The organism is Lysinibacillus sp. NPDC098008 (assembly GCF_044760715.1).
Classification (GTDB): Bacteria; Bacillota; Bacilli; order Bacillales_A; family Planococcaceae; genus Lysinibacillus.
The window spans coordinates 254,294-280,784 of the sequence record NZ_JBIWBA010000002.1 but is presented as its reverse complement, the minus strand read 5'-3'; the positions used below and the strand labels follow the sequence as shown (position 1 = coordinate 280,784).

Annotated in this window: 27 protein-coding genes; 20 read left to right on the top strand and 7 right to left on the bottom strand. The window is 38.1% G+C overall.

Annotated features, from left to right (window positions below):
• Nucleotides 1–73: 73 nt before the first annotated feature.
• Entirely contained in the window at nt 74–259 is a 186-nt protein-coding gene (locus ACIQVU_RS03770; protein WP_053993786.1) for a DUF5325 family protein, read from the bottom strand.
• 137 nt (nt 260–396) lie between these two features.
• Between ACIQVU_RS03770 and typA the strand changes: the two genes are divergently transcribed.
• From typA to ACIQVU_RS03745, 5 genes are all read left to right on the top strand, one after another.
• A complete protein-coding gene (typA, locus tag ACIQVU_RS03765; protein WP_340804576.1) occupies nt 397–2,241 on the top strand; it encodes a translational GTPase TypA in 1,845 nt (614 codons plus the stop codon).
• A gap of 30 nt (nt 2,242–2,271) precedes the next feature.
• Nucleotides 2,272–2,670 (top strand): YlaH-like family protein, encoded by a 399-nt coding sequence (locus tag ACIQVU_RS03760; protein ID WP_340804577.1) that lies wholly within the window; start codon nt 2,272–2,274, stop codon nt 2,668–2,670.
• 132 nt (nt 2,671–2,802) lie between these two features.
• Nucleotides 2,803–3,795: an ABC transporter substrate-binding protein gene (locus tag ACIQVU_RS03755; RefSeq protein ID WP_340804578.1), complete on the top strand. Its 993-nt coding sequence runs from the start codon at nt 2,803–2,805 to the stop codon at nt 3,793–3,795.
• A 1-nt stretch (nt 3,796) separates the two neighbouring features.
• Nucleotides 3,797–4,564 carry an ABC transporter ATP-binding protein gene (locus ACIQVU_RS03750; protein ID WP_340804579.1) on the top strand — a complete coding sequence of 256 codons (768 nt, stop codon included), beginning with the start codon at nt 3,797–3,799 and terminating at the stop codon, nt 4,562–4,564.
• Nucleotides 4,557–5,351: an ABC transporter permease gene (locus tag ACIQVU_RS03745; protein WP_340804580.1), complete on the top strand. Its 795-nt coding sequence runs from the start codon at nt 4,557–4,559 to the stop codon at nt 5,349–5,351. The genes ACIQVU_RS03750 and ACIQVU_RS03745 overlap by 8 nt, the downstream gene beginning before the upstream one ends.
• Nucleotides 5,352–5,396: 45 nt before the next feature.
• On the opposite strand, the gene ACIQVU_RS03740 is transcribed toward ACIQVU_RS03745, so the two are convergent.
• Together ACIQVU_RS03740 and ACIQVU_RS03735 are read right to left on the bottom strand one after the other, a co-directional pair.
• Nucleotides 5,397–5,600: a YlaI family protein gene (locus tag ACIQVU_RS03740; RefSeq protein WP_340804581.1), complete on the bottom strand. Its 204-nt coding sequence runs from the start codon at nt 5,598–5,600 to the stop codon at nt 5,397–5,399.
• Between the two features lie 11 nt (nt 5,601–5,611).
• Nucleotides 5,612–6,112, bottom strand: a complete 501-nt coding sequence (locus tag ACIQVU_RS03735) for a peptidyl-prolyl cis-trans isomerase (RefSeq protein ID WP_340804582.1) — start codon at nt 6,110–6,112, stop codon at nt 5,612–5,614.
• Between the two features lie 183 nt (nt 6,113–6,295).
• Between ACIQVU_RS03735 and ACIQVU_RS03730 the strand changes: the two genes are divergently transcribed.
• From ACIQVU_RS03730 to ACIQVU_RS03715, 4 genes are all read left to right on the top strand, one after another.
• Nucleotides 6,296–6,577: an Fpa/YlaN family protein gene (locus ACIQVU_RS03730; RefSeq protein ID WP_004224778.1), complete on the top strand. Its 282-nt coding sequence runs from the start codon at nt 6,296–6,298 to the stop codon at nt 6,575–6,577.
• 61 nt (nt 6,578–6,638) lie between these two features.
• Nucleotides 6,639–7,820 carry an FtsW/RodA/SpoVE family cell cycle protein gene (locus tag ACIQVU_RS03725; RefSeq protein WP_340804588.1) on the top strand — a complete coding sequence of 394 codons (1,182 nt, stop codon included), beginning with the start codon at nt 6,639–6,641 and terminating at the stop codon, nt 7,818–7,820.
• Nucleotides 7,821–7,832: 12 nt separating this feature from the next.
• Entirely contained in the window at nt 7,833–11,267 is a 3,435-nt protein-coding gene (pyc, locus tag ACIQVU_RS03720) for a pyruvate carboxylase (RefSeq protein WP_340804589.1), read from the top strand.
• A 79-nt stretch (nt 11,268–11,346) separates the two neighbouring features.
• The gene (locus ACIQVU_RS03715; protein ID WP_402893906.1) at nt 11,347–11,628 is read left to right on the top strand and encodes a hypothetical protein; all 282 of its coding nucleotides are present in this window, start codon (nt 11,347–11,349) and stop codon (nt 11,626–11,628) included.
• A gap of 41 nt (nt 11,629–11,669) precedes the next feature.
• Here the strand turns inward: ACIQVU_RS03715 and ACIQVU_RS03710 are convergent, their stop codons facing one another.
• A complete protein-coding gene (locus tag ACIQVU_RS03710) occupies nt 11,670–12,593 on the bottom strand; it encodes a COX15/CtaA family protein (RefSeq protein WP_340804592.1) in 924 nt (307 codons plus the stop codon).
• A 335-nt stretch (nt 12,594–12,928) separates the two neighbouring features.
• On the opposite strand from ACIQVU_RS03710, the gene cyoE reads away from it, so the two are divergent.
• The 7 genes from cyoE to ACIQVU_RS03675 all read left to right on the top strand — a co-directional run bounded on the left by cyoE (nt 12,929) and on the right by ACIQVU_RS03675 (nt 19,661).
• Nucleotides 12,929–13,846 carry a heme o synthase gene (gene cyoE / locus ACIQVU_RS03705; RefSeq protein WP_340804593.1) on the top strand — a complete coding sequence of 306 codons (918 nt, stop codon included), beginning with the start codon at nt 12,929–12,931 and terminating at the stop codon, nt 13,844–13,846.
• A 100-nt stretch (nt 13,847–13,946) separates the two neighbouring features.
• Entirely contained in the window at nt 13,947–15,035 is a 1,089-nt protein-coding gene (gene coxB / locus ACIQVU_RS03700; protein ID WP_340804595.1) for a cytochrome c oxidase subunit II, read from the top strand.
• 42 nt (nt 15,036–15,077) lie between these two features.
• Complete coding sequence (gene ctaD / locus ACIQVU_RS03695; protein ID WP_340804596.1) at nt 15,078–16,961, top strand: cytochrome c oxidase subunit I; 1,884 nt, start codon at nt 15,078–15,080, stop codon at nt 16,959–16,961.
• Nucleotides 16,961–17,587, top strand: a complete 627-nt coding sequence (locus tag ACIQVU_RS03690; RefSeq protein WP_340804597.1) for a cytochrome (ubi)quinol oxidase subunit III — start codon at nt 16,961–16,963, stop codon at nt 17,585–17,587. The genes ctaD and ACIQVU_RS03690 overlap by 1 nt, the downstream gene beginning before the upstream one ends.
• Nucleotides 17,587–17,931: a cytochrome C oxidase subunit IV family protein gene (locus tag ACIQVU_RS03685; RefSeq protein WP_340804599.1), complete on the top strand. Its 345-nt coding sequence runs from the start codon at nt 17,587–17,589 to the stop codon at nt 17,929–17,931. The genes ACIQVU_RS03690 and ACIQVU_RS03685 overlap by 1 nt, the downstream gene beginning before the upstream one ends.
• A gap of 304 nt (nt 17,932–18,235) precedes the next feature.
• Nucleotides 18,236–19,165 (top strand): cytochrome c oxidase assembly factor CtaG, encoded by a 930-nt coding sequence (gene ctaG, locus ACIQVU_RS03680; RefSeq protein ID WP_402893900.1) that lies wholly within the window; start codon nt 18,236–18,238, stop codon nt 19,163–19,165.
• Between the two features lie 34 nt (nt 19,166–19,199).
• On the top strand, nt 19,200–19,661 hold the full coding sequence (locus ACIQVU_RS03675; RefSeq protein WP_340804602.1) for a DUF420 domain-containing protein: 462 nt from the start codon (nt 19,200–19,202) through the stop codon (nt 19,659–19,661).
• Nucleotides 19,662–19,675: 14 nt separating this feature from the next.
• On the opposite strand, the gene ytvI is transcribed toward ACIQVU_RS03675, so the two are convergent.
• Together ytvI and ACIQVU_RS03665 are read right to left on the bottom strand one after the other, a co-directional pair.
• The gene (gene ytvI, locus ACIQVU_RS03670) at nt 19,676–20,746 is read right to left on the bottom strand and encodes a sporulation integral membrane protein YtvI (protein WP_340804603.1); all 1,071 of its coding nucleotides are present in this window, start codon (nt 20,744–20,746) and stop codon (nt 19,676–19,678) included.
• A 219-nt stretch (nt 20,747–20,965) separates the two neighbouring features.
• Entirely contained in the window at nt 20,966–21,367 is a 402-nt protein-coding gene (locus ACIQVU_RS03665; RefSeq protein ID WP_340804605.1) for a YugN family protein, read from the bottom strand.
• 146 nt (nt 21,368–21,513) lie between these two features.
• Between ACIQVU_RS03665 and ACIQVU_RS03660 the strand changes: the two genes are divergently transcribed.
• Entirely contained in the window at nt 21,514–22,641 is a 1,128-nt protein-coding gene (locus ACIQVU_RS03660; RefSeq protein WP_340804606.1) for a CAP domain-containing protein, read from the top strand.
• A gap of 139 nt (nt 22,642–22,780) precedes the next feature.
• Nucleotides 22,781–24,253: a UDP-N-acetylmuramoyl-L-alanyl-D-glutamate--2,6-diaminopimelate ligase gene (locus tag ACIQVU_RS03655; protein WP_340804607.1), complete on the top strand. Its 1,473-nt coding sequence runs from the start codon at nt 22,781–22,783 to the stop codon at nt 24,251–24,253.
• Here the strand turns inward: ACIQVU_RS03655 and ACIQVU_RS03650 are convergent.
• A complete protein-coding gene (locus ACIQVU_RS03650) occupies nt 24,231–24,734 on the bottom strand; it encodes a PaaI family thioesterase (RefSeq protein ID WP_402893889.1) in 504 nt (167 codons plus the stop codon). The two genes, ACIQVU_RS03655 and ACIQVU_RS03650, sit on opposite strands and share 23 nt — an antisense overlap.
• An 87-nt stretch (nt 24,735–24,821) precedes the next feature.
• Between ACIQVU_RS03650 and ACIQVU_RS03645 the strand changes: the two genes are divergently transcribed.
• Nucleotides 24,822–25,268 (top strand): YlbF/YmcA family competence regulator, encoded by a 447-nt coding sequence (locus ACIQVU_RS03645; protein ID WP_340804609.1) that lies wholly within the window; start codon nt 24,822–24,824, stop codon nt 25,266–25,268.
• 165 nt (nt 25,269–25,433) lie between these two features.
• The gene (locus ACIQVU_RS03640; RefSeq protein WP_340804611.1) at nt 25,434–26,486 is read left to right on the top strand and encodes a tartrate dehydrogenase; all 1,053 of its coding nucleotides are present in this window, start codon (nt 25,434–25,436) and stop codon (nt 26,484–26,486) included.
• Nucleotides 26,487–26,491 lie beyond the last annotated feature (5 nt).

Sequence of the window (26,491 nt, the reverse complement as noted above, 5' to 3'; positions counted from 1 at the left end):
ATTACGAAATGTTTTTCGCAAGGTAGTTTGGTTTTTCTTTAGCTGAAAGCTTGTTGTTTTGGCTGTATGTTGTTTAGAGCAGCCCTTGTGCACGTAGTTTGCGTTTCATTTTAAAGGCTGTCATGAAAATGACACATGTAGCCACAATACCTGCAATGATACCAAGGACACTGCTAGCTGCGATTGAATAGCCGATAGAGCACATCGCTAAAATAGCGGCTAATGCATAAATGGCCATAACGATTTTTGCACGATTCATAGTCGAGCCCCCTATATAAAAATTTGTCGATCAAATATATTTTTTAGAATGATGGAAATTCTAATAAGGACATTTCTATCCTTCTTGTGCTATAATATCACAGTTAAACATTCGAAAAAAGAATATGGAGTGGAATAATGACAAACTTACGTCAAGATCTTCGCAATATCGCAATAATCGCCCACGTTGACCATGGTAAAACTACCTTAGTCGACCAACTATTAAAACAATCAGGTACATTCCGTTCAAACGAACATGTGGAAGAACGTGCAATGGACTCTAATGATATTGAACGCGAACGTGGTATTACAATTTTAGCCAAAAATACTGCAGTAAACTATAACGGAACTCGTATCAACATCCTTGATACGCCTGGACACGCCGACTTTGGTGGTGAGGTAGAACGTATTTTAAAAATGGTAGATGGCGTTTTACTAGTTGTCGATGCGTATGAGGGTTGTATGCCGCAAACACGCTTTGTATTGAAAAAAGCGTTGGAGCAAAAGCTAACACCAATTGTAGTTGTAAACAAAGTCGATAAAGACTCAGCTCGTCCATTAGAAGTTGTGGATGAAGTATTGGAATTATTTATTGAATTAGGAGCAGATGACGATCAATTAGACTTCCCTGTTGTTTATGCTTCTGGTGTAAATGGTACAGCTTCTCTTGATGCTGATCCAACAAAGCAAGAAGAAAATATGCAATGTTTATTTGAAAAAATTATTGAAGCAATTCCTGCGCCAGTGGATAACTCAGCAGAGCCACTACAATTCCAAGTGGCATTACTAGATTATAATGACTATGTGGGTCGTATTGGGATTGGCCGCGTCTTCCGTGGTACAATTGAGGTAGGACAACAAGTAGCATTAATGAAACTAGATGGTACAGTGAAACAATTCCGTGTGACAAAGCTCTTCGGTTTCTTTGGCTTAAAGCGTGAAGAAATCCAATCAGCAAAAGCTGGAGATTTAATTGCTGTATCAGGTATGGAAGACATCAATGTTGGTGAAACAGTATGTCCTGTTGACCATCAAGATGCTTTAACACCATTACGCATTGATGAACCAACATTACAAATGACATTTTTAGTAAACAATTCGCCATTTGCAGGCCGTGAAGGAAAATGGGTAACAGCTCGTAAAGTAGAGGAGCGTTTACGTTCACAGCTACAAACAGATGTGTCATTACGCGTTGAAGATACAGATTCACCAGATGCATGGGTTGTTTCTGGTCGTGGAGAACTGCATTTATCGATTCTTATTGAAAATATGCGTCGTGAAGGCTTTGAATTGCAAGTATCCAAACCACAAGTAATTATTCGTGAAATTGATGGTGTGAAATGTGAGCCATTTGAGCGTGTACAAATTGATGTGCCAGAAGAAAATGTTGGTTCTATTATTGAATCGATTGGTGCTCGAAAAGGTGAAATGCTTGATATGGTGAACAATGGCAATGGCCAAGTTCGTCTTATTTTCTTAGTGCCTGCTCGTGGTTTAATTGGTTATACAACTGAGTTTATGTCAATGACAAAAGGGTTTGGGATTATTAACCATACATTTGATTGCTACCAACCATATATTCCAGGACGTATCGGTGGACGTCACCAAGGTGTGCTTGTATCAATGGAAACAGGTAAATCAACAACTTATGGTATGATGCAGGTAGAAGACCGTGGTACACTATTTGTAGAGCCAGGTACAGAAATTTATGAAGGTATGATCGTTGGTGAAAACACACGTGACAATGATATCACTGTTAATATTACAAAAATGAAGCAAAAAACGAATGTTCGTTCCGCGACAAAAGATGCAACAAACGTTATTAAAAAACCACGTTTATTAACGCTTGAAGAAGCATTAGAGTTTTTAAACGATGATGAGTATTTAGAAATTACACCAGAGTCTATTCGTCTTCGTAAACAAATTCTTGATAAAAATGAACGTGAAAGAATAGCGAAAAAATTAAAAAACGCTGAACAATAATCTTTTGCTTCCGTGAAAGGAAGAGGAATCTTGGGTCTGAAGTCCGCTTTACTGGGTGAACTAAATGTTATTCAAGTGGCTGCACAAGTAAATATACAGGAAACAGAGGAAGCCTATAAAAAAATGGCTGGAGTTACACGCTTTTTATATCAAAATATGCCTAGCTATGAAATCGCTGGCTATATTTTATTTTTCCTTGTGTTTATACTGTCAGCAATTGTCTACAAACTAGGCTTTGCAAAGAAACTAAAATGGTCACAAAATATGATTATTTATATTTTCCTATTTTTAGGCTGTATTATGTTGACATTCTTTGCATTATATCTTCCAATGGTTGAAGGGCTTATTGTAGCGGCCTTAATTTTAATTGTTTATAAAACACGATTATGGCGTGAAAAAAAAGAAGAACAACAAGCTACAAATCAATAGATTATTACATGCAGTCTTAGCATTATTATGCTAAGGCTGCTTTTTTGTAGAAATGGATAGGAACCGAAATCTTCTTATGTGAATAGATTAATGCTGATAGGCTAATTTTGATCACATCAAGGAGGAAAGGGAATGCGTTGGCTTACAAAAGGTTTATGGTTCAGTGTCATTGCTTTGTTACTCCTTTCTTTGACAGCATGTAATAAAGCAGAGCTAGAAAAAGTCAAAGTAGGAGAAGTAACCCGTTCGATTTTCTATGCACCACAATATGTAGCACTTGAGAAAGGATTCTTTGAGGAGGAGGGTCTTGCTGTTGAACTACAAACCATTGCAGGTGGCGATAAAACAATGACGGCTTTATTGTCAGATGGCATTGATATTGCTTTAGTGGGATCAGAAACCTCCATTTATGTCACATTGCAAGGAGCGAATGACCCCATTCAAAATTTTGCGCAATTAACACAAACGGACGGTACATTTTTAGTAGCAAGAGAGAAGACGGATAGTTTTACATGGGATCAGTTGAAGGGTTCTACATTTTTAGGGCAACGTAAAGGTGGCATGCCTCAAATGGCTGGAGAGTTTGTGTTGAAAAAGCATGGTATAGATCCTGTGAACGATTTAACGCTTATTCAAAATATTGATTTTGCTAATATTGCCACAGCTTTTGCTTCAGGTACTGGCGACTATGTTCAATTATTTGAGCCAACTGCAAGTGTCTTTGAGAAAGAGGGCAAGGGCTATATTGTTGCATCATTTGGTACAGAATCTGGCACAATACCTTACACATCCTTTATGGCAAAAAGCAGCTACCTAAAGAATGATGCTCAAACTGTGCAGGCTTTTACGAACGCATTAAAACGTGCACAAGATTTTGTGCAAAATGAAAGTGCAGCAGAGGTGGCAAAAATTATCCAGCCATATTTTGAAAATGTGGATATAGCGGTTATTAAAACAGTTGTAGAGCGTTATAAGGCACAAGGCTCGTATGCGACAGATCCTATTCTTGATAAAGGAGAGTGGGATCACTTGCAAACAATTATGGAGGAAGCAGGTGAACTTCCTCAACGTGTGGAGTATGAACAGCTAGTTAATACAACCTTTGCAAAAAAGGCTGTTGAATAATATGACATTTTTACAGCTAGAAAACATTCACCATAGTTATTTTTCAAGCACCCAGGCAAAGGAAGTATTATATGATATTAGTTTAAGCATTCGGGAAGGTGAATTTGTATCTTTTATCGGACCAAGTGGCTGTGGGAAAACAACATTATTATCTATTATCGCGGGATTATTCCCTGCAACAGAGGGGAAAATTTATATAGATGGAGAGGAGCTGTCGACGCTTCATCAGCCTAGCATTGGCTATATGCTACAGCAAGACTATTTATTTCCTTGGAAAACTATCGAGGAGAATGTCACAATTGGCTTAAAATTGATGGAGCGCAAGACGAAAACACATAAAGTAACAGCCAATGCACTTTTGCAGGAAATAGGCTTGCCACACATAGGCAAAAATTATCCACGCGAATTATCAGGCGGCATGAGGCAGCGTGTGGCACTTGCTCGCACATTAGCTGTGAATCCGAAAATTTTATTGTTAGATGAGCCATTTTCGGCTTTAGACTATCAATCAAAATTAAAGCTTGAGGATTTAGTTGTAGAAACATTAAAAACGTATAAAAAAACAGCTATTCTTGTAACGCATGATATTGGTGAGGCGATTGCAATGAGTGAGCGTGTATTTCTTTTTTCCGCAAATCCAGGCACATTGCATAAAGTGTTTGAAATTCCACAGGTGCTTCGTGAGCTTTCACCCTTTGATGTAAGACAGCATCCAGCCTATACGGACGTATTCCAAACAATTTGGAAGGAGCTGGAGAGCCTTGGATAATACATTATTTAAACAATATCAGCAAATGCTAAAAAAAGAAAAGCGTTTTGTGCGGCTATATCAGCTTATTATTTTGCTTATATTTTTTGGAGGATGGGAGCTTCTCTCTAGGTTTGAGTGGATTGATCGTTTAATTTTTAGTTCACCAACACAGGTTTGGCAGACATTTGTTGAAAAAGTCAGTGATGGGACGTTAACATTACATGTTGGTGTGACGCTAATGGAAACAGTTATAGGCTTTATCGCCGGGACTTTACTAGGTACGTTTATCGCTATTGTGCTATGGTGGTTTCCGTTGCTATCAAAGGTCTTTGACCCTTATTTAGTGATTTTAAATGCAATGCCTAAAGTGGCACTTGGACCTATTTTAATTGTTGCATTAGGTCCAGGGTATTTTTCGATTATTGCCATGGGTGCATTGATTTCCATTATTATTACAACGATCGTAGTATATACAGCCTTTAAAGGGGTTGACCCCAATTATAGTAAGGTGCTACAAACCTTTGGTGCAACGAGATGGCAAATATTTAAAGAGGTCATTTTGCCAGCATCATTTCCTACGATTATTTCGACTTTAAAAGTAAATGTAGGTTTATCATGGGTAGGGGTTATTGTTGGGGAATTTTTAGTTGCCTCCAAAGGGCTCGGGTATTTAATTATTTATGGCTTCCAAGTATTTAATTTTAACCTTGTGCTGATGTCCCTACTAATCATCGCATTTTTTGCAACAATTATGTATCAGGTTGTAGAATTACTTGAAAGGGCTATTATTAAAAATAGCAGCTAATATAAAAAAGAGGTGACTTAACATAAAGCACCTCTTTTTCGTCTATTAAAATTCTTTATCCATTTGTGGAGATGTGCGATAAAAGCGGAAATTACCTGTTTCGATTCGCGCAATTGTATTTTCTTTAATACGGGTATGGCAGCTATCACACATATAGGTATGAATTGGGCGATTGCGCAACTTTTTAGCTAAAGGTAAATCATCATCTAAATGATTAATCACATCGCAAATAACGCATTTGACGCGCATGGCATTTCCTCCTATTCCGCACGAATGGCTAAGACATTTTTAATAGGATTATCTACATTGGAGCCGTCTTTCAGTAATACATGGATTGGGCCATCTTCCAGTAGAGGTTTGCCGTCTTGGCTATATTTTAAAATTAATGTATACGCTTCTTCAATTGTAAATGGATACTCTTGTCCATCTTTACATTCAAAGACGATTTTTGTTGCTTCAGGTTGAAGCTCGGCATTATTTAAAAAATGGCTTAATTCGATGCCGAATGTACCTGTTTCCATTCCTTTACGGTCAAATTTGCGCTCTGATTTTAATGTAGGTGGGAATGTTGCCCCCTCCATAATTTCGCGTGACCAGTGTGCCCCTACCTCGCGCATATATTTGGTATCTGCATCTTCCTCAATATTTTGTGACACAAAGTATGTGTTTAAATCTAATTTACGATCATCAAAAATCCACACAGTCGGGTCTAATGTTAGTTGGTATAAAACTGCACCTTTGATAGGAATTATTGTTTCCATTGATAGAAATCCTCCTCAAAACTTGTATATCCATGACTTAGTATAACGCTAATACCTAGGGATAATAAAGAAATATAATTTGAATTCTCTATTTTCCAATGAAGACACTTGCATTTTTAACAACTAAAAGATAAACTTTATTAAGATAGAATCGAAGAAATATCAGATAATGGGGGCGTCCTCATGGATACGAAATCACAAACTTCTTTTCAAGAGAAGGCTTTGGAGCTTTTAGTTGCTGATGCAGATAAAATTGCTCGCCTTATTCGAGTACAAATGGATCATTTAACAATGCCACAATGCCCTCTATATGAGGAAGTATTAGATACACAAATGTTTGGTCTATCACGTGAAATTGACTTTGCTGTAAAGCTTGGCTTAATTGAGCGTGAAAAAGGTAAAGAAATTCTCGACTCGCTCGAGAAGGAGCTTTCTGTACTACACGATGCGTATACAGACAAATAAAATGAAAAACTCAAACGCTTTTTTTGCGCTTTGAGTTTTTTTACTAGAACGAGGTTTTCGAATGAAACAATATTTAAAACGTTATGCACAAAATTTTGATTACCCATTATTTTTTACGGTCCTATTGTTAAGTATATTTGGCTTAATTATGATTTATAGTTCAAGTATGATGATAGCTATTGTGCGTGAAGAACAAGCGCCAGATTACTTTTATCAAAAGCAAGTAACAAATTTAATCGTGGCATTTTTGGGCTTTCTTGCAGCAGCCTTTTTCCCATATAAGCATTATGCGAATAAAAATATTATGCTATTGCTAACGGTTGTGCTAGTAGTGTTATTTACATGGGTAAAAGTAAATGGTAATGGAGCGGATGAAGTAGGGTCTCAAAGCTGGATCACTGTTCCGTTTTTTGGGAATTTTCAGCCCTCTGAGTATGCAAAGCTATTTATCATTTTATATTTTGCTGCTGCTTTTTATCGGAAAGCGCAAAAATATACATTTGAAAAGCTTCAGCCAACCGAAATTTTCTACCCAATTTTTCTTTGGATTTTAGTGGTTGCTGGCGTAGCTTTTGAAACGGATTTAGGTGCAGTTATTATTTTATGTGGGATTGCTGTATCTGTTGTCGCTTCAAGCGGTATTCCTTTTAAAACATTTTGGAAGTTTTTTGGCGTATTAGGTGCATTTGGCACGGCAATTCTTGGTATACTATGGTTATTTAAAGGAGAATTGCTGACAGGCAATCGGAAAGGGCGGATTTTATCCTATTTGAATCCGTTTGAGTATGAGGATACTAGCGGTCATCAGGTTGTTAATAGTTATTATGCGATTGGTGGAGGCGGCCTAGAAGGTAGAGGTCTTGGCCAATCTATTCAAAAGTTAGGATATTTACCCGAACCTCAGACAGATTTTATTATGGCCATTATTATGGAAGAATTGGGCATATGGGGTGTATTAATTGTCTTGCTTGGTTTAGGTTTTATTGTATATAAGGGCTTTTCGATTGCATTGCGAACGAAAGACCCATTAGCACGCATGATTGCGGCTGGTATTGCGAGCTGGATTGGCTGGCAAACGTTTATTAATCTTGGGGGTGTAACTGGGTTAATCCCGTTAACCGGTGTAACGTTACCTTTTATTAGCTATGGCGGTACATCTATAATTATTCTATCTTTAGCAATGGGCATATTAATCAATGTTTCTATGTTTGAAAAGGTAGAAAGAAAAAAAGCACAGTCATAAAGGAGGATACCTATGGAATCAATTAACAAAATTCTCGTAGCCAATCGAGGCGAAATTGCAATTCGCATTTTCCGTGCCTGTACGGAGCTAGATATTCGAACAGTTGCGATCTATTCAAGGGAGGATAGTGGGGCTTTTCATCGCTTTAAAGCAGATGAAGCCTATTTAGTAGGAGCTGGCAAAAAACCAATCGATGCGTATTTAGATATTGAAGGGATTATTGCTATTGCCAAGGATGCAGATGTTGATGCGATTCATCCAGGGTATGGTTTTTTATCAGAAAATGTAGAGTTTGCACGTCGCTGTGAGGAAGAAGGCATTATCTTTATTGGTCCAACATCTCAACATTTAGATATGTTTGGCGATAAGGTCAAAGCGCGTGAACAAGCGATTGCGGCCAATATTCCAGTTATTCCTGGCACAGACGGCCCCGTTGCCCAGTTAGCAGAGGTAGAGGATTTTGCCAGCACTTATGGCTATCCAATTATGATTAAGGCAGCGCTTGGTGGCGGTGGTCGTGGGATGCGTCTTGTGCATACACAAGAGGAACTTGCATCTGCCTATGAGCGTGCAAAGTCAGAAGCTAAAGCTGCATTTGGCTCTGATGAGGTCTATGTGGAAAAGGCGATTATCAAGCCAAAGCATATTGAAGTGCAAATTATTGGTGACCAGCATGGCAATCTTGTGCATTTGTATGAGCGTGATTGCTCGATCCAGCGTCGTCACCAAAAAGTAGTGGAAATTGCGCCATCGAACTCTATTTCTGAGGAATTAAGACAGCGCATTTGTGAAGCAGCCGTGCAATTAATGAAGAATGTCTCGTACATAAATGCAGGGACGGTGGAATTTTTAGTCGCAGGCGATGATTTTTATTTCATTGAGGTGAATCCGCGTATTCAAGTAGAGCATACGATTACAGAGATGATTACAGGCGTCGATATTGTTCATGCTCAAATTAAAGTAGCAGCGGGTTATGCCCTGCATGGTGAAGAAATTCATATGCCAAAGCAGGCAGATATCCCAATGATTGGCTATGCGATTCAAGCTCGTGTCACAACAGAGGACCCCGCTAATGACTTTATGCCAGATACAGGAAAATTAATGGTATACCGTTCAAGTGGTGGTTTCGGAGTACGCTTAGATGCAGGAAATGGCTTCCAAGGTGCTGTAGTGACACCTTACTATGATTCCCTGCTTGTGAAAATTTCTACATCAGGTATGACATTTAAAGAAGCAGCTGCGAAAATGGATCGTAACTTAAAGGAATTCCGTATTCGTGGTGTGAAAACAAATATTCCATTTTTAAATAATGTAGTAACACATGAACAATTTTTATCAGGCGCCTTTGATACAAGCTTTATTGATACAACACCAGAGCTATTTGAATTCCCCGTCAGAAAAGACCGTGGGACAAAGCTATTAAGCTATATTGGCAATGTTACACTAAACGGCTTCCCAGGAGTGGAGAAGAAGTCCAAGCCTATTTTTGTACAGCCAAGCGTGCCTAAATTTGACCCATTGATTGTGCCACCAGCTGGTACAAAGCAAATCTTGGATGCACAAGGACCTGAAGGCTTAGTAAAATGGATTTTAGCACAGGATGATGTGCTTTTAACGGATACAACCTTCCGTGATGCTCACCAATCATTACTAGCAACTCGTGTACGTTCACAGGATATGTTCCAGGTGGCTGATGCGACAGCACGTATGATGCACCAGCTATTCTCGTTAGAAATGTGGGGTGGCGCAACATTTGATGTCGCATACCGCTTCTTAAAAGAAGACCCATGGGAGCGCCTAGCGAAGCTGCGTGAGCAAATTCCGAATGTATTATTCCAAATGCTTTTGCGCGGGGCGAATGCCGTTGGTTATACCAACTATCCTGATAACCTTATCCGTGAATTTATTGCAGAATCGGCTGCATCAGGCATTGATGTATTCCGTATTTTCGATAGCTTAAACTGGATTAAGGGCATGGAAGTAGCGATTGATGCAGCACGTCAATCTGGCAAAATTGCTGAAGCAGCGATTTGCTACACAGGCGATATTTTGGATGATACACGCGCGAAATATTCTGTACAATACTACAAGGATATGGCGAAGGAGCTAGAGGCAGCAGGTGCACATATTTTAGCGATTAAAGATATGGCTGGTTTATTAAAGCCAGAAGCAGCCTATCGTTTAATTTCAGAGCTAAAAGACACAACAAATCTGCCAATCCATCTGCATACACATGATACAAGCGGTAATGGTATTTACTTATATGCCAAAGCAATTGAGGCAGGCGTAGATATTGTTGATACAGCATTAGGTGCAATGGCTGGTCTTACATCACAGCCAAGTGCAAACTCCTTATACTATGCGATGAAAGGCAGTCAGCGTGAGGTACGTGCGGATATTGACTCGCTTGAAAAGCTATCCTACTACTGGGAGGATGTGCGTAAATACTACAAGGATTTTGAAAGTGGTATGATTAGTCCACATTCTGAAATTTATGTGCATGAAATGCCTGGCGGACAATATAGTAACCTACAACAGCAAGCAAAAGCAGTAGGGCTTGGCGACCGTTGGGAAGAAGTAAAACATATGTATTCTCGCGTCAACCTTCTATTTGGCGATATTGTCAAAGTGACGCCATCATCGAAGGTAGTCGGGGATATGGCACTCTTTATGGTACAAAACGATTTGGATGAACATACTGTTTTAACAAGAGGGCAAACAATTGACTTCCCAGACTCTGTGATTGAGTTCTTCCAAGGCTATCTTGGGCAGCCACATGGTGGATTCCCAGAGGAGCTGCAAAAGGTTGTTTTAAAGGACCGTGAAGCGATCACAGTACGTCCTGGAGAGCTATTAGAGCCAATTCAATTTGAACAGCTAGCAGCACATCTAGAGGATCAATTAAGCCGTCCTGTAACCAAGAAAGATGTCCTAGCCTATGCATTGTATCCAAAAGTTTTTGAAGAGTATGCTAAAACAGCCGAATCCTTTGGCAATATTTCCGTGTTAGATACACCAACATTCCTATACGGCTTAAAGCTAGGGGAAATTATTGAGGTTGAAATTGAAAAAGGAAAAACATTAATTATTAAATTAGTATCCATCGGTGAACCACAGCACGATGGTACGCGTGTTTTATACTTTGAGCTCAACGGCCAATCTCGTGAGCTAGTGATTCAAGATATGACAGTAGAAGTGGATGGTAGTGTAGCCTTAAAGGCAGACTCCAGCAATCCAAATCAAATTGGTGCAACAATGCCAGGAACCGTGTTAAAGGTTGTTATCTCGAAAGGCAGCCCTGTGAAACGCGGTGATCACCTTCTGATTACAGAGGCAATGAAAATGGAAACAACTGTCCAAGCACCAAAGGATGGTATTATTAAAGAGGTTTATGTTGCCGCAGGTGATGCCATTTCCACAGGCGATCTATTGATTGAAATGGAATAATAAATGCTTAAAAGGTTATTAGATGCATATTAGCGTCTAATAGCCTTTTTTATATTAGGGATGGAAAGATAAGAATAGGATGATGGACAGCACCTTCAATCAAAGAGCTATTTATGAATATATGTTAAGCTATATGGAGAGTTATGCAAGTAGGGGGAAGTTTAAAATACTAAAAACGCTATTTAATTGGCTGCTGATTATTGGCTTAATTTTATTAGGAGGACGCATTGTAACAGCAATTTGTGTCTATTTTGACATTCCATTTACAACCTTTTTTAAAGATTATGCACTAGTATCTGTGATTATTTTAATTATTGGAATTATAGGATCAGAAACAATGAAAAAGCAGGAAAAAAGATAAAAGATTCGGCACATCCTCTCGTGCCGAATCCTTTTCATGTGCTATTTCTTCTTTTCATTATAGTTACTACGAGCGACTAGCATAATCATATAACATAATAAACCAAATAACAGAGAAATAAATAGCGAATGTAGTAAAGCAACTGTTAAATTTAATCTTGTCAGGACTACTAACATACCCGCAATTACTTGTAAAACAACGATTGTAAAGGCAATAATCCAACCATAATAAATAACACGCTGGTTTTTATATTCTTTCACAGCATGCCAAGTTATGTATGCAATCCAAATGAAAATAATAAGAACAGCTAGACGATGCCCCATTTGCACCCATTCATACATATTGTTTGGCAGTGCTAAAGGTGATTCATTATAGCAAAATGGCCAGTCAGGACAAATTAAGCTAGAATCCGTATGTCGTACAAGCGCTCCTGTATAAACGACTAAATAAGAATAAATTGTGACAGCAATTGTATGCCAACGTAATTTTTTCCCCATAAATACGTTATCAGCATCAAATTTCCGATCCACTTCAAATACAATCATAGAAAGCAGAAGAACAGCAGCAAAGGAAATAAGAGAAATTCCAAAATGCAGCGCTAGGATAAAATCACCTTGCCCCCATAACACTTGGGCTGCTCCAATTAAAGCCTGTGCGATTAAGAAAAACATTGCCAAAAAACCTAATAACTTTACTTCACGAATATGTCCGAGTTTACGCCATGTCCAAACTGTTAGTACAAGAATTGAAATAGATACGACTCCAGTCACAAGGCGATGTGAAAATTCAATAAGAACTTCTGGTGTAATTTCCTTTGGAATAAGAGATCCATTACAATCAGGCCAGTTTCGACCACAGCCTAAGCCACTATCTGTTTTTGTAACAAGCGCTCCACCAAGTAAAATTAGGAGCATTCCAACTGTAGCGGCAACAGCAAACCACTTCAAATACCTGTTGTGTTGCATAAAATGAGTCACCTACTTTATCTATCAACATTACAAGAGCGTAATGTTTCTGCTACTAGATAATATCGAAAATACGTTTAAAAAACAACTTGTAAAGAGAAGGGACTAATAGATGTCGATTCCATTTCACAAATTGTTCATAATTTCGTGCTTTAACCTTCACAATTGATTTTAGAAAATGTTTTACTATAGATATGTTGTTTTTATTTATATTTCTAGGCAAAACTAATTTTTACAACTTCATCTAAATTTCACTTAATGTCTAGAAATCAATCGCAAATTTCGCTATAGTTATGATAGCGGAATATGCTTACAAAAATGAAAGGAGAGGTAATATGTCAAACGGTCGTACACTGGCGGCTACTAGAAATCCAGAGCCAGAAACAACATCCGTTGTAAAAGATTTTTTAGCACTAATAAAAATTGGCATCGTTAACTCGAATCTTGTCACAACATTTACAGGGATGTGGCTGGCGTTTCAATTAACTAGTAGACATTTCTTGCAAGAGCTTGATGTCATATTCTACACCATGCTAGGTGCGGCATTAATCATTGGTGGCTCAGGCGCAATGAACAACTTTATTGATCAGGATATCGATCCGATCATGAAAAGAACGAAGGCAAGACCGACAGTAACTGGTAGATTTAAGCCAAATTTAGTATTGACCATTGCCCTCTCATTTTTAATTGTAGGTGAAATTTTGTTATTTGCGGCATCGTTTGCGGCCGGCATGTGGGGACTACTAGGAATATTTGCTTATGTTGTTCTGTATTCAATGTGGTCAAAGAGAAAGCATGTTAGTAACACGGTTGTAGGAAGCATTTCTGGGGCTATTCCTCCGATTATTGGATATGCAGCGGTTGAGCCTACTTTAGGCTTAGGAGCACTTGCCTTATTTCTTATTATGTTCGCATGGCAGCCACCGCATTTTTATGCGCTTGCTATGAAACGTACAGAGGAATACCGTGCAGCTAAAATACCAATGCTACCTGTTGTAAAAGGATTTAAACGAACAAAGTATTCCATGCTATTTTGGATTCTTTTATTATTCCCGTTACCTTTCCTGTTACCAGAGCTTGGAATTGGCTTTTTAACTCTTGCTACTGCATTGAACTTAGGTTGGTTAATACTAGCTCTAAAAGGCTTTACTACAAATGATGATATGAAATGGGCAAATAAAATGTTTATTTACTCATTGAATCATATGACAATACTATTTGTAGCCATCATTATATTTGCGGTGTTTAGCTAATTTAGGGGATTCTTTCTTTTTCTAAAGAATTCATATAGACAGAACTAATGTCCTAGGTACACATGAAAATACAACAAAGAAAGAGGGGTTTAATTAAGCTATGATGAAAGGGCTTAAAAAATGGCGTCTTTTTTCACTTCTAGCAGTGATGATGGTTTTCCTTTCAGGATGTGGTGAAGATTATCTATCTACGCTGAAACCAACTGGAGAAGTAGGCAGACAACAATTAAATCTATTACTGTTAACTACTGTAATTATGACGCTAGTAGTAGTAATAGTATCTGTTATCTATTTACTTGCATTCGTAAAATACCGTCGTTCACGCGTTGGGGAAAATGTTATTCCTAAACAAGTAGAGGGTAGCCATACGTTAGAAGTGATTTGGACAGTTATTCCAATTATTTTATTATTAATTATCGCTGTACCAGTTGTTACAACTACTTATAAATTTGCAGATGTTGCTGCAATGGATGAGGTAGATGAAGAGGGGAACAAAACAGCCCTAACAGTTAATGTAACAGCAAAATTGTACTGGTGGGAATTTGAATACCCTAACCAAGGTATTGTAACTGCTCAAGAGCTAGTAGTCCCAACAGGTGAAAAGGTTTACTTTAATTTAAAGGCTGCTGATGTTAAGCACTCATTCTGGATTCCTGCTGTAGGCGGTAAAATGGATACAAACGTAGAGAACTTAAACAAATTCTACTTAGAATTTGACCAAGAATCCAAAGATTTAAAAGATGGCGTATTTTATGGTAAATGTGCTGAGCTATGTGGACCTTCACACGCATTAATGGACTTTAAAGTAAAAACATTAAGCCCAGAGGCATTTGATGCATGGGTAGCTGCTATGCAAGCGACAGAAGGCCAAACTGCTGATAAAGAATCAACAGACCTTGGTGAAGCAACTTTTGCTAATAGCTGCTTAGGCTGTCATGCTGTTTCAGGCTCAGGAGCAAGTGGTGCACCAGGTCCAAACTTAACTACATTTGGTGATCGTAACCGTGTTGCTGGCTTCTTAGAGCACAATGAAGAAAGCTTAAAAGCTTGGATTAAAAACCCTGAGGAATTCAAACCAGGTAACTTAATGATGAACGCTGAGGGCACTGCGCCTATTTATGGCGATTTATCTGATGAAGAAATAGAAGCTCTTGCAAGTTATATCATGGGCTTATCAGTTGAAAAATAATTTTTTGTTTATATGTAACAAATTTTGAGGGAGGTAAAAGTTGTGAGCTCATACACACAGAAAAAGGGCTTTGGAGCAACTGTCTGGGATTACATTACAACTGTTGACCATAAAAAGTTAGCAGTAATGTATTTATTAGCCGGTACATTGTTCTTCGCTATTGCTGGTGCTGAAGCATTATTAATGCGTATTCAGTTAATGAAGCCAAATAATGATTTTGTGTCAGCTGGTTTTTTCAATGAACTATTAACGATGCACGGAACAACAATGTTATTCTTAGCTGCGACTCCATTATTATTCGCATTTATGAACATGCTTGTACCATTACAAATTGGTGCACGTGACGTTGCATTTCCGTTCCTTAACTCTTTAGGGTTCTGGTTATTCTTCCTGGGTGCAGTATTCCTTCACCTGTCATTCTTTATGGGTGGCGCTCCTGATGCGGGCTGGACTTCTTATGCATCATTATCTTTATACTCTCCAGGACATGGGATTGACTTCTATGTACTTGGTTTACAAATTTCAGGGGCAGGTACGTTAATTTCAGGTCTTAACTTTATTGTGACGATCATTACAATGCGTGCTCCAGGTATGACATTTATGCGTATGCCATTATTCACTTGGACATCAATGGTATCAAGTGCGTTAATTTTATTCGCATTCCCTCCATTAACAATTGGTTTATTAATGATGTTATTTGACCGTATGTTCGGCGGTAACTTCTTTGACCATATGATGGGTGGTAACACAATTATTTGGGAGCACTTATTCTGGATCTTTGGACACCCAGAAGTTTATATCTTAGTATTACCAGCGTTTGGTTTATTCTCTGAGATTATTCCAGCGTTCTCTCGTAAACGTTTATTCGGATACTCTTCAATGGTATTCGCAACAATTTTAATCGGTTTCCTAGGGTTCATGGTTTGGGCCCACCATATGTTTACAGTTGGTTTAGGACCAACAGCAAACGCAATCTTCGCTGTTGCAACAATGGCAATTGCCGTTCCAACAGGTATGAAGGTATTCAACTGGATTTTAACAATCTGGGGCGGATCAATTAAAGTTACAACACCGATGCTTTATGCACTTGGTTTTATCCCGTCATTCGTTGCGGGTGGGGTTACAGGGGTTATGCAAGCATCTGCACCTCTTGACTATCAATTACATGATTCTTACTTTATCGTAGCTCACTTCCACTATGTAATCGTTGGTGGTATCGTTACAGCATTATTTGGTTCAGCGCACTTCTACTGGCCAATTTTCTTCAACCGTATGTTGAACGAAACGTTAGGAAAATGGACATTCTGGGTATTCTTTATCGGATTCCATTTAACATTCTTCCTACAGCATTTCTTAGGTTTAATGGGTATGCCACGTCGTGTATTCACTTACATGGAAGGGCAAGGTTGGGATCAGTTCAACTATATTTCTACAATCGGTGCATTAATGATGGGCGTTGGGGTTATCATGATGGTAATCAACTGCTTAATGTCGATTAAAGGTAAACCAGCAGGTCGCGACCCTTGGGGTGATGGACGTACATTAGAATGGTCAATTCCACAACCAATTCCATTCTATAATTTCCGTCAAACACCACTTGTTCGTGGTTTAGACCCATGGTGGATTGAAAAGCAAGAAGGTAATAAAGAAGTGACATTTGCTGAGCCAATCGGTGACATTCATATGCCAAATAACTCAGCGATTCCATTCGTTATTTCATTAGGTATGTTTATCGCAGCATTCGGTGCACTTTATAATCCAGATGCAGATAAACCATGGTCAATTTATGTATTAATTATTGGTCTTGCAATTACATTTGGTGCGATGATTTTCCGATCTGTTAAAGACGATCATGGCTTCCATTTACACAAAGAAGAGATTCTTGAAATTGAAGAGCATCTTTACGGCAAAGGAGGCAATAAATAATGGATTTCAATACTAAATTTACTCCTCACACTTGGCCAGATCACCCTGAACAAGCTACAATGGAGGGGAAAAATAAAGTCGTTGGTTTCTGGATTTTCCTTGCCTGTGAAGTTGTACTTTTCGCAAGTTTATTTGCTACTTACTTAGCGCTTAAGAACAAAGGGCCAGCTGGCATGGAGTTCACAACTCAAGGTCTATATGAATTACCATTAGCATTTGCGATGACAATGTTACTATTAACATCTTCACTAACATCTGTTTATGCGATTCACCATATGCGTAACTTTAACTTTAAAGGGATGCAAACATGGTTTGGTATTACAGTGTTGCTAGGCTTTGGTTTCTTAGCTTTAGAAATTTATGAGTTTTATCACTATACACATCTTGGCTTTACATTTACACAATCGGCGTTTGCCACTGCTTTCTACTCATTAGTAGGTACGCATGGTTTCCACGTATCATTAGGTCTTGTTTGGATTTTAACGTTAATGATTCGCAATGCAAAACGTGGTCTAAACTTATACAATGCACCTAAGTTCTTCGTGGCTGCTTTATATTGGCACTTTATCGACGTAGTTTGGGTATTTATCTTTACAGTAGTATACTTGATGGGAGTGATCGGATAATGTCTTCACACGATACACCTATAGTTGCTAAATCACAGGCACAATACGAATATGATCGTCATCATAATGCCGTTCATATGCGTAAGCAAGTCATCAATTTTGCGATTATGATTTTCCTTACATTTATCGCATTTGGCATGGCTGCGGCTGGTTTCTCTAAATACTTAGTCTTCCCGTTTATTTTATTACTTGCGGGTGTTCAAGTTGTACTGCAGCTCTATTCTTTCATGCACTTAGAGGATAAAAAGACACACTTCGGTGGTGTAATTGGCTTCTTTATGTGGATGGGAATGGTTATTGCCTTTACATTCTTCTTAGCATTCTTAACAATTATTTGGTGGTAAGCACCAAAAAGAGCACGTTCGTTTCAACATAACGAACGTGCTTTTATATTGCTGAAAAAATTTTATATAGTAGTAGAAAGAAGATACTTTGTATGAGTATGGAAATTTTAGTCTATAATATTTTTTATCAACAAGTCTTCTATTTTAATTTTCGATATTTAAAGATAATCTAGTAAGGGAGCTTGTCATAGTATACGCAGAGGATGCAGGTCTAAACTTAATATTTGTTCACCTTTCGTTCATTGCAGTATGGCTGTAAGCGTTCTATAATAGGGATACTGAAGTTTAAAGGAGTGCGTTCTATATGCCACTTAGTATTTTTGGTTTTCAAGCATTATGGAGCCCATACTTGATTGGGGTTCTTATTTTTATAACAGTAGTTTATTTTTTAGTCACAACAAAGTGGCGCAAAGATTTTAAAGTAAGTGAGCCTTTAAAAAAGGGTGAGGCTATTTATTTTGTGTTAGCCATGGTGACAATTTATATTATTAAAGGATCGCCTATTGATTTAATGGCGCATATTATGTTTACAATGCATATGGTGCAAATGGCTGTGCTATTACTGCTTGTACCGATTTTCTTAATTAAAGGGATTCCTTGGTGGCTTTGGAAGGTTGTAATGGAGGCTCCCGTTGCTCGAACGATATTTAAAATTATGACATTACCAGTTGTTGCAGTTTTTGTGTTTATTGGTCTATTTTCTTTCTATCATCTACCTTCAGTGATGGATTATATTAAATTGAATGAAATATTACACAATGTTTATACACTTGTATTATTCCTTTCCGCTGTTTTTATGTACTGGCCTTTAATTCAAAATATGCCAGACGGTGCTCAAATGAAGCCACTGCATAAATTGGCTTATATTATTGCGAATGCTGTGTTAATTACGCCTGCATGTGGATTGATTATTTTCGCACCTAATGCACTTTATGAAACATATACAAATGGTGACGCTTGGCTAAAGGCAATGGAGCTTTGTGTGCCAGCCTCCACATTATCAGGTTTATCACTATCAGGGCCTGAGCTATTTACAGATATGAAGCCTGTTGCCGATCAGCAATTGGGTGGTGTTCTTATGAAAATTTTACAAGAGCTTATTTTTGGTGTATTAATTACTGTTATTTTTACAAAATGGTATCGCACTGAACAAAAAGACCCAGATAAAATTACTGCTGATGCGTTAGCTGCACATCAAAAGAAATGGGAAAGTCAACAGCAACATGGATTGTAAAATAGAAATTTACTTTGTATAAGGGGTTTTGAGAATGGATTTAAAAATTTTGCCTACTATTAGTACATCATTTATTGTTATTAGTGCTGTACTCGTAGCAATAGGTTGGGGCTTAATTTTAAAAAGAAATGTAGAAGCACATAAAAAAGTGATGCTGGCTGCGGGTGCTGCTGCACTTATCTTCTTTATTATTTATGCTTCACGTACAATCTTTGTTGGGAATACTGCCTTTGGTGGCGGAGAACATTTAAAGCCATATTATACGTTCTTCCTTATTTTCCATATTATCCTGGCAACAGTTGGAGCAGTATTTGGGATTGTTAGTATTATTTCAGGGCTAAAAACAAATATTAAGCTACACAGACGTATTGGACCGATTACAAGTATTATTTGGTTCTTTGTGGCAATCACAGGTGTATTAGTGTATATACTATTGTATGTATTATTTGAACCGGGTGAAACAACATCTGTTATTAAAGCGATATTAGGATTTTAATGAAATCTCCCTCCTTATTTTTGTAAGGATGGGAGATTTTTTGTACTTGGTTGGAAGATCGATAGCACGACAACAATAAGCAATGGCCCTATTAAAATGCCGAGAAAGCCAAATACTTTAAAGCCAATAAACATTGCGATAAAGGTAGTAAGGGAGGAAAGCCCAATTTTATTGCCGATAATTTTTGGTTCAATCATGCGACGCACTAAAAATAGAGCCACAGTAAGCAGTATTAAGGCAACAGCAAAGAGATATTCACCTGTAAAAGCTTTATATACCGCCCATGGAATCAGGACAAGAAATGAATCGAGAAACGGAATAATATCTAAAAAAACAAGAAGCAATGATAAAAGAATAGGAAAGGGTGTTTTTAAAATATAAAAGGTAATAACAGATAGAGCAAATATGCCAACACCTACAAATACTTGTGCCTTTAAAAAGCCAAATAATGCTATTTTTACACGCTGCCCAATAAAAATAATTTTTTGCTGATAATGGAAAGGGACAGATAGTAATAATTTATGGTTGATGGAGGGCAATTCCAATAACAGCATATATAAAACAATCCAATAAACAAAAATATCAAATAAACGTGATGGAATATAGGTGAATAATACTGACCATACATTGGTATTTGTTAAAGATAGAGCAAATTTCTCAATAGAAGCTAAAGCCTTAACAATTATAGCTTGGATTTGTGCAACAAGCTCTACAGGTAAATGATAGGTGTAGTTGCTAAGCTTGGATTGTAGCTGAATCCATATCGCCGATAATTGATTTAGATAGTCTGGGATATGAAGCATAAATGATGAAAATTGTTTCCAGCTTATAAAGAGGAGAAGCGCACATACTAGTAATGAGATGCTAAGAAAACATAAAAAAAAGATGGATACGACCATTTTACGTTTTTTTCGGAAACGTTTGCACATGCGAATAACAACAGGCTCTAAAAGCAGTGCAGTAAAGTAGGCAAGTAAAATGGGCAATGATAATGAAATTAACCAAACAATAAGAATACCAATAGCTATCACGATAATGGGATGACGGAAAAAGGGATGATTGAAAAAGGATAACAATGTTCTCACCTACATCTTGTAATAGATATAGGTAGTATGAGATAAAATTTTATTTTTACTCAAATTTAAAGTGCACGGTATTCGTTGAAGCTTTAGGCTAATAGAATGCTGAAGCATCTGTCGCTGACGCTTCGCTTTCGTGCAGATAAAAAAAGACTGGATGACCAGTCTTTTCAGAACAACGAAGCTATTTACGCTATATGTGCCGTCACTTTAATGGATTAAAGATTAGTTTGCGTCAATAGGTTCAAAATTATTTTTATTGATAGGCTCAATTGCGAATTGATCTAATTCTAATTTAACCTTTTTTAAGATTTCTTCACATTTTTTTACAAGGTGTGCTGGATAAACTTCGTCATCACCATATTCAACACCATGTGGGTAATAGTATTTACCAAGAACTGGTTTCATTAATGTAAGGATGGCATCATGTGCACCTACATCACCAGAGATAGCATAGGCAAATACACGTAGGTAGTAACGACCTTCACGAGTATCAAAGCGTTTATCGAATGTCATACGCTCGTAATCCCAGCCACCATCACATTCTAAACCATGTTTTTTCATAATGCTGACAATTAGTTCTTGATCAGCTGTTAAATTTTCAAGGTTAGTATTTTCAAAATACATGTATAGTCCTCCTTTAGGTTCTCGTACAAAGTATACGCTCATTTTTATAATAGAGCATATTCGACATTGTTGCAATGACAACATTGTGTCAAGCTAATTCTAATTGATATAATAACGATAATAATGGTGATGAAAAGGAGTCCTGTATGAAAGCTTTATTCCGCATTTTAATGATTTGTGGTGCAATTGCATTAATCGGCTTTATGTTTTTTAATACCCCAAAGGAAAATGAGCCATTAGAAGGTCCAAACGCTAACCCTAATATTATTCCTCAAACACAGCTAAAGCAGCAGCCTGCTGTTGGGGCAATGACACGTCCACAAACAGGGATATCCACATTGATTGGGAAGGGGACACAGGCTGTTTTAGAGCAGTATGGAGAGCCAGCTAGAAAAGAACCATCTTCATTTGGCTATCAATGGTGGGTCTATAATAAAGATGTTGCAACGTTTTTTATGGTTGGTGTTGAAAACAATGTTGTGACACAAGTTTACATAGCAGGACAAGAAATCGATGCATCTCCCTTTAAGGTGGGGCAAAAGCGTGATGAAATATACCGTATGACGATTATTGACTATGAGGTAACAGCCAATGTCGATGATAATATTTTTATTTTCTCAATGAGTGAGGAAGATATGCAAACAAGGTTGCTTGTTAAATTTGATGGGCTTTATGCACAACTTTATATAGATCGAGAAACAAGTGAGCTGCAAGGAATACGTTATACAAATAGTGAAACACTCGTACTGCATCAGCCATATGAGATGAGCTATCAGGGTGAGCTAGTTAGACGCACACCACCCTCCTCGTTTTTACAACAAGAAATTGATATAGCTAGCGGTAAACAGTTGGATGATTTACTAAATGTCACAAGAATTCATCATGCATTGCCGCCATTAGAAATTAATAAGTCATTAGAGGAAGTGGCAAAAATGCATAGTGAGGATATGAAGATACAAAATTTTTTAGCACATGATTCTCCGACATATGGAGATTTAAAAAAGCGATTACAGGCACAAAGTATTGACTATAGTGAAGCAAATGAAAATCTTGCGACAGCCTATTTTGATGCGATTGAAGCGATGCATGGCTGGACAAATTCACCTGAGCATCGAAAAGTATTACTGGATGAACAATATTCAAGCGTTGGTTCTGGCGTTTTTGTAAATTATTATACACAAATTTATCTAGAGCCTGCTTCTACTGCGCCAAGTGTGGAGAATGAAGAGCAGGATACAGAGGGGCAAGAACAGGATGATCTCACTGCTCCATAACAACTAAGTAAGTAGCCTAAAGACAAGCTTGTAAAATTGAGCTTGTCTTTATTTTTTCCCCTTTGCTAGGCTTCTGTATTTTTCGTCACACCGTTACAAAGGCCGTCATATGATAGAGAACTGAAAGGGGGAATCAGGCTTGCAATTAGCAGAGCTATTGAAAGACTGGCCATGCAGTGTGACGGGAGGATCAATTCGAACGGTAATTACAGGTGTAGAGGACTATGCACAAGCTGTACAACCAGGCGATATTTTTATTGTACGCAAAGGAAAAAAAACATCAGGCAGTCGCTTTGTGAAAGAGGCATTGGCACGAGGGGCGGCTGCAATTGTCGCTGAGGAAAGTATCTCGCTACCTATTATTGATAAGGATATTCCTTTTGTTTGGGTGCCGAATACAGCTTTATTTTTGTCGTATGCAAGTGCGAAGCTTGCCGCTTTTCCGGCAGAGGCTTTATCGGTAATTGCAATAACAGGTACAAATGGTAAAACGACTGTCAGCCATTTTGTGAGTCAGCTTCTTAGCGCCTTACGCAAAAAAGTTGCTGTTATTGGCACTGTAGGCTTTTTCATCAATGGTGAGAAGCAACAGACGGCTTATGAGCAATTAACGACATTACAGGCAAAGGAGTTGCACCCAATATTAAAGCAATGCGTACGCAAAGGTGTGACACATGTTGTATTAGAAGCATCTTCAATGGGGCTACAGCAGCATAGACTCGATCATTGTGATATTGATTGTGGTGTATTTTTAAATTTATCAGAGGATCATTTAGAGGACCACGGTGGATTAGAGGCATATAAACGTGCAAAGAAACGATTAGCAGATTTATCAAAAAAGCTAGTCATTAATGGAGATGATAATTTTTGCCGATCTGTAGGTATTTATGATAAGAAAAAATCCTGCTCATTTGGCTTTGAACATCACAATGACTTACATATCCAAATTATTAGTGAATCCGTTGGAAAGACTGTGCTTTGTTTACAAACAACTGCGAGTGAGCATATTGTGGAGATCCCCTTTGTTGGGAAATATCATGTTCAAAATGCGACAGCAGCATTAATGGCTATATGGCGTTTAGGTATCCCTATGGAAGATATTATCGAGCATATGTGGTCATTAAAGCTACCAGAAGGAAGACTCGAAAAGATTGATAATCCATTAGGCATTGATGTTTATGTAGATTATGCACATACAGCAGAAGCCTTACAAGCAGTATTGCAAACGTTTGATCATTCAAAGACCATTTATCTTGTGTTTAGCTGTGGTGGCAATCGGGATAAAGCGAAGCGCTTTGCAATGGGGGCTGTAGCAAGTAAATATGCAGATATTATTTATTTAACAACGGATAATCCACGTGATGAAGATCCTATTGTTATTAATGAAAGCATTATTGCTGGTTTTACAGAGCAACAATACTATGAAATTTATTTAGATCGTAGGCAAGCGATTCATCAGGCGTTAGCAAAGGCAAAAAAAGGCGATATTGTACTTGTGGCTGGAAAAGGGCATGAGCAAACACAGCAAATTAAAAATCAAAAATTGCCCTTTTCCGACCAACAATGCATTAAAGATTACTTTGCTAGCTTTATGACGGACGACGTTGAATAACAAAGAAAGAGCCTGTTGCAATAGCTAGTTTGCGCCCTGTTTCATCTTCAATATCGCACTCCATTACAAATGTTTGGCGTCCTTTATGTACAAAGCGCCCACGTGCAATCAGCTCGTTATTGTTGGTTGTTGCAATATAGCTAATATTCATATTGGTTGTTACAACATTATAGCCCTCTGGTGCAGCACGTGAAGCAAGTCCTCCCATAGCGGCATCAGCAATTGTTGCAATAATTCCTCCATGTGGCACTTTAATCGTATTATGAATAACAGGTGTAATGGGAATACGCACCTCGCTGACATCAGGCTCAAACTTGCCTATCATATGAAGGGCTGCATTAATATAACGCCGATGAATGCCTTGCTGTTTATCGTGAAGCCCTTGTAAAAGGTGCAATAAAACCTCCTCATCCTCCTCAGAGCTGTCCTGTAAAATAGCTGCTAGTAATTGTTCAATTTGTCCTTTAGATGTTGTTATCAATTGGAAAACCTCTTTCATTAAAATTATCAATAATGTAAAATTACCATAAAATCTGTTATGATGGGAAAGAGATTGGGGGAATTAAAAATGATGATAACCTCTGACTGGGTAATCATTTTGGATGAGGCGGAGGCGCTTTGTGAGATGATTCTTTCCTCAGAACCTGCAAAGGCACTACAGCAAGCATATGATGCAGTGTATAGTGATGTACAGCTTGTAGAGGCTATTTATGCATTTAATCGCATGAAGGAACAGTACGAAGATGTACAACGTTTCGGAAAATATCATCCGGACTACCATACAATTATGAAGTCGATTCGTCAGCAGAAGCGGGCACTCGACTTAAATGAGAAGGTTTCAGCATTAAAGATTGCTGAAAATGAATTTCAGGATTTGCTGGATGAAATTAGTCTATTAATAGGCAAAACAGTTTCAGAAGCAGTAAAAGTTCCTGTTAGTAATCCATTTTTTGCAGCTGGTTCATCTTGTGGAGGAGGATGTGGCTCAGGCGGCTCCTGCTCTTGCTCAGCTTAATATATCCACATTACGACTAGACTGTAGACAACTCGATGGTATTAAAAGAGTTTGTATACAGTCTTTTTTAGTGGGTATCCAAACGCCCACTGAACCAAGATAAAAGCTCCAGTGCCAGTGGCTGTACCTGATGCTGGGGCATAATTGATAGGGAGGAATAATAATATGCAAACATATCGAATTGCTGTTATACCAGGGGATGGCATAGGAAAAGAGGTTGTACCTGCTGCTATAGAGGTGCTAAATAAAGCGGCTGCATTGGATGGGCGTTTTTGTTTTGAGTGGACAACCTTTCCATGGGGCTGTGAGTATTATATAGAAACAGGCAAAATGATGCCTGATAATGGGATTGAGCTATTAAAACAATATGACCATATTTTTTTAGGCGCAGTAGGAATGCCTGCATTAGTGCCAGACCATATTTCCTTATGGGGATTGCTCATTAAAATTCGTCGAGAAATGCAGCAATCCATTAATGTACGACCTGCAAAGCTCCTGCAAGGGCTCCCTTCACCTTTGCGGCAGCCGAATCATTTTGATTTTATTGTTGTGCGGGAAAACTCTGAAGGAGAGTATGCAGATATTGGTGGGAGATTACATAGCGGGCAAGAGGAAGTAGCCATTCAAAATGCTGTTTTTACAAGAAAAGGTACAGAACGTGCGATACGCTATGCATTTGAGCTAGCAAAAACACGTCGTCAGCATGTAACAAGTGCGACAAAATCTAATGGCATTACACATAGTATGCCATTTTGGGATGAGGTATTTGCACAAGTAGGCAACGAATATTCAGCGATAGCCCAAGCATCCAATCATATTGATGCATTAGCAGCGTTTTTAGTAATGAAGCCAGAAAGCTTTGATGTGATTGTAGCATCTAATTTGTTTGGAGATATTTTAACAGATTTAGGTGGCGCGATTATGGGCAGCATTGGCATTGCACCAGCAGCAAATTTAAATATAGAAGGGCAGTATCCATCTATGTTTGAGCCTGTTCATGGCTCTGCACCAGATATTGCAGGTCAAGGAATTGCTAACCCAATTGGACAAATATGGACAGGCAAAATGATGATTGATTTTCTTGGTTATCCTGAAGTGGGAACAAAAATATTAAATGCAATTGAAGCAACATTAGCACAGGGTATCAAAACGGCTGATTTAGGTGGGACAGCAACATTACGAGAGGTAACAGACGCCATTATGCATGAGCTAATATAAAAAGG

What these genes read in the sequence shown, in the direction of transcription:
- ACIQVU_RS03770 (WP_053993786.1), bottom strand. Translation starts at nt 259, where the DNA reads ATGAATCGTGCAAAAATCGTTATGGCCATTTATGCATTAGCCGCTATT.
- typA (WP_340804576.1), top strand. Translation starts at nt 397, where the DNA reads ATGACAAACTTACGTCAAGATCTTCGCAATATCGCAATAATCGCCCAC.
- ACIQVU_RS03755 (WP_340804578.1), top strand. Translation starts at nt 2,803, where the DNA reads ATGCGTTGGCTTACAAAAGGTTTATGGTTCAGTGTCATTGCTTTGTTA.
- ACIQVU_RS03750 (WP_340804579.1), top strand. Translation starts at nt 3,797, where the DNA reads ATGACATTTTTACAGCTAGAAAACATTCACCATAGTTATTTTTCAAGC.
- ACIQVU_RS03740 (WP_340804581.1), bottom strand. Translation starts at nt 5,600, where the DNA reads ATGCGCGTCAAATGCGTTATTTGCGATGTGATTAATCATTTAGATGAT.
- ACIQVU_RS03735 (WP_340804582.1), bottom strand. Translation starts at nt 6,112, where the DNA reads ATGGAAACAATAATTCCTATCAAAGGTGCAGTTTTATACCAACTAACA.
- ACIQVU_RS03730 (WP_004224778.1), top strand. Translation starts at nt 6,296, where the DNA reads ATGGATACGAAATCACAAACTTCTTTTCAAGAGAAGGCTTTGGAGCTT.
- ACIQVU_RS03725 (WP_340804588.1), top strand. Translation starts at nt 6,639, where the DNA reads ATGAAACAATATTTAAAACGTTATGCACAAAATTTTGATTACCCATTA.
- pyc (WP_340804589.1), top strand. Translation starts at nt 7,833, where the DNA reads ATGGAATCAATTAACAAAATTCTCGTAGCCAATCGAGGCGAAATTGCA.
- ACIQVU_RS03715 (WP_402893906.1), top strand. Translation starts at nt 11,347, where the DNA reads ATGATGGACAGCACCTTCAATCAAAGAGCTATTTATGAATATATGTTA.
- ACIQVU_RS03710 (WP_340804592.1), bottom strand. Translation starts at nt 12,593, where the DNA reads ATGCAACACAACAGGTATTTGAAGTGGTTTGCTGTTGCCGCTACAGTT.
- cyoE (WP_340804593.1), top strand. Translation starts at nt 12,929, where the DNA reads ATGTCAAACGGTCGTACACTGGCGGCTACTAGAAATCCAGAGCCAGAA.
- coxB (WP_340804595.1), top strand. Translation starts at nt 13,947, where the DNA reads ATGATGAAAGGGCTTAAAAAATGGCGTCTTTTTTCACTTCTAGCAGTG.
- ACIQVU_RS03690 (WP_340804597.1), top strand. Translation starts at nt 16,961, where the DNA reads ATGGATTTCAATACTAAATTTACTCCTCACACTTGGCCAGATCACCCT.
- ACIQVU_RS03685 (WP_340804599.1), top strand. Translation starts at nt 17,587, where the DNA reads ATGTCTTCACACGATACACCTATAGTTGCTAAATCACAGGCACAATAC.
- ctaG (WP_402893900.1), top strand. Translation starts at nt 18,236, where the DNA reads ATGCCACTTAGTATTTTTGGTTTTCAAGCATTATGGAGCCCATACTTG.
- ACIQVU_RS03675 (WP_340804602.1), top strand. Translation starts at nt 19,200, where the DNA reads ATGGATTTAAAAATTTTGCCTACTATTAGTACATCATTTATTGTTATT.
- ACIQVU_RS03665 (WP_340804605.1), bottom strand. Translation starts at nt 21,367, where the DNA reads ATGTATTTTGAAAATACTAACCTTGAAAATTTAACAGCTGATCAAGAA.
- ACIQVU_RS03660 (WP_340804606.1), top strand. Translation starts at nt 21,514, where the DNA reads ATGAAAGCTTTATTCCGCATTTTAATGATTTGTGGTGCAATTGCATTA.
- ACIQVU_RS03645 (WP_340804609.1), top strand. Translation starts at nt 24,822, where the DNA reads ATGATGATAACCTCTGACTGGGTAATCATTTTGGATGAGGCGGAGGCG.
- ACIQVU_RS03640 (WP_340804611.1), top strand. Translation starts at nt 25,434, where the DNA reads ATGCAAACATATCGAATTGCTGTTATACCAGGGGATGGCATAGGAAAA.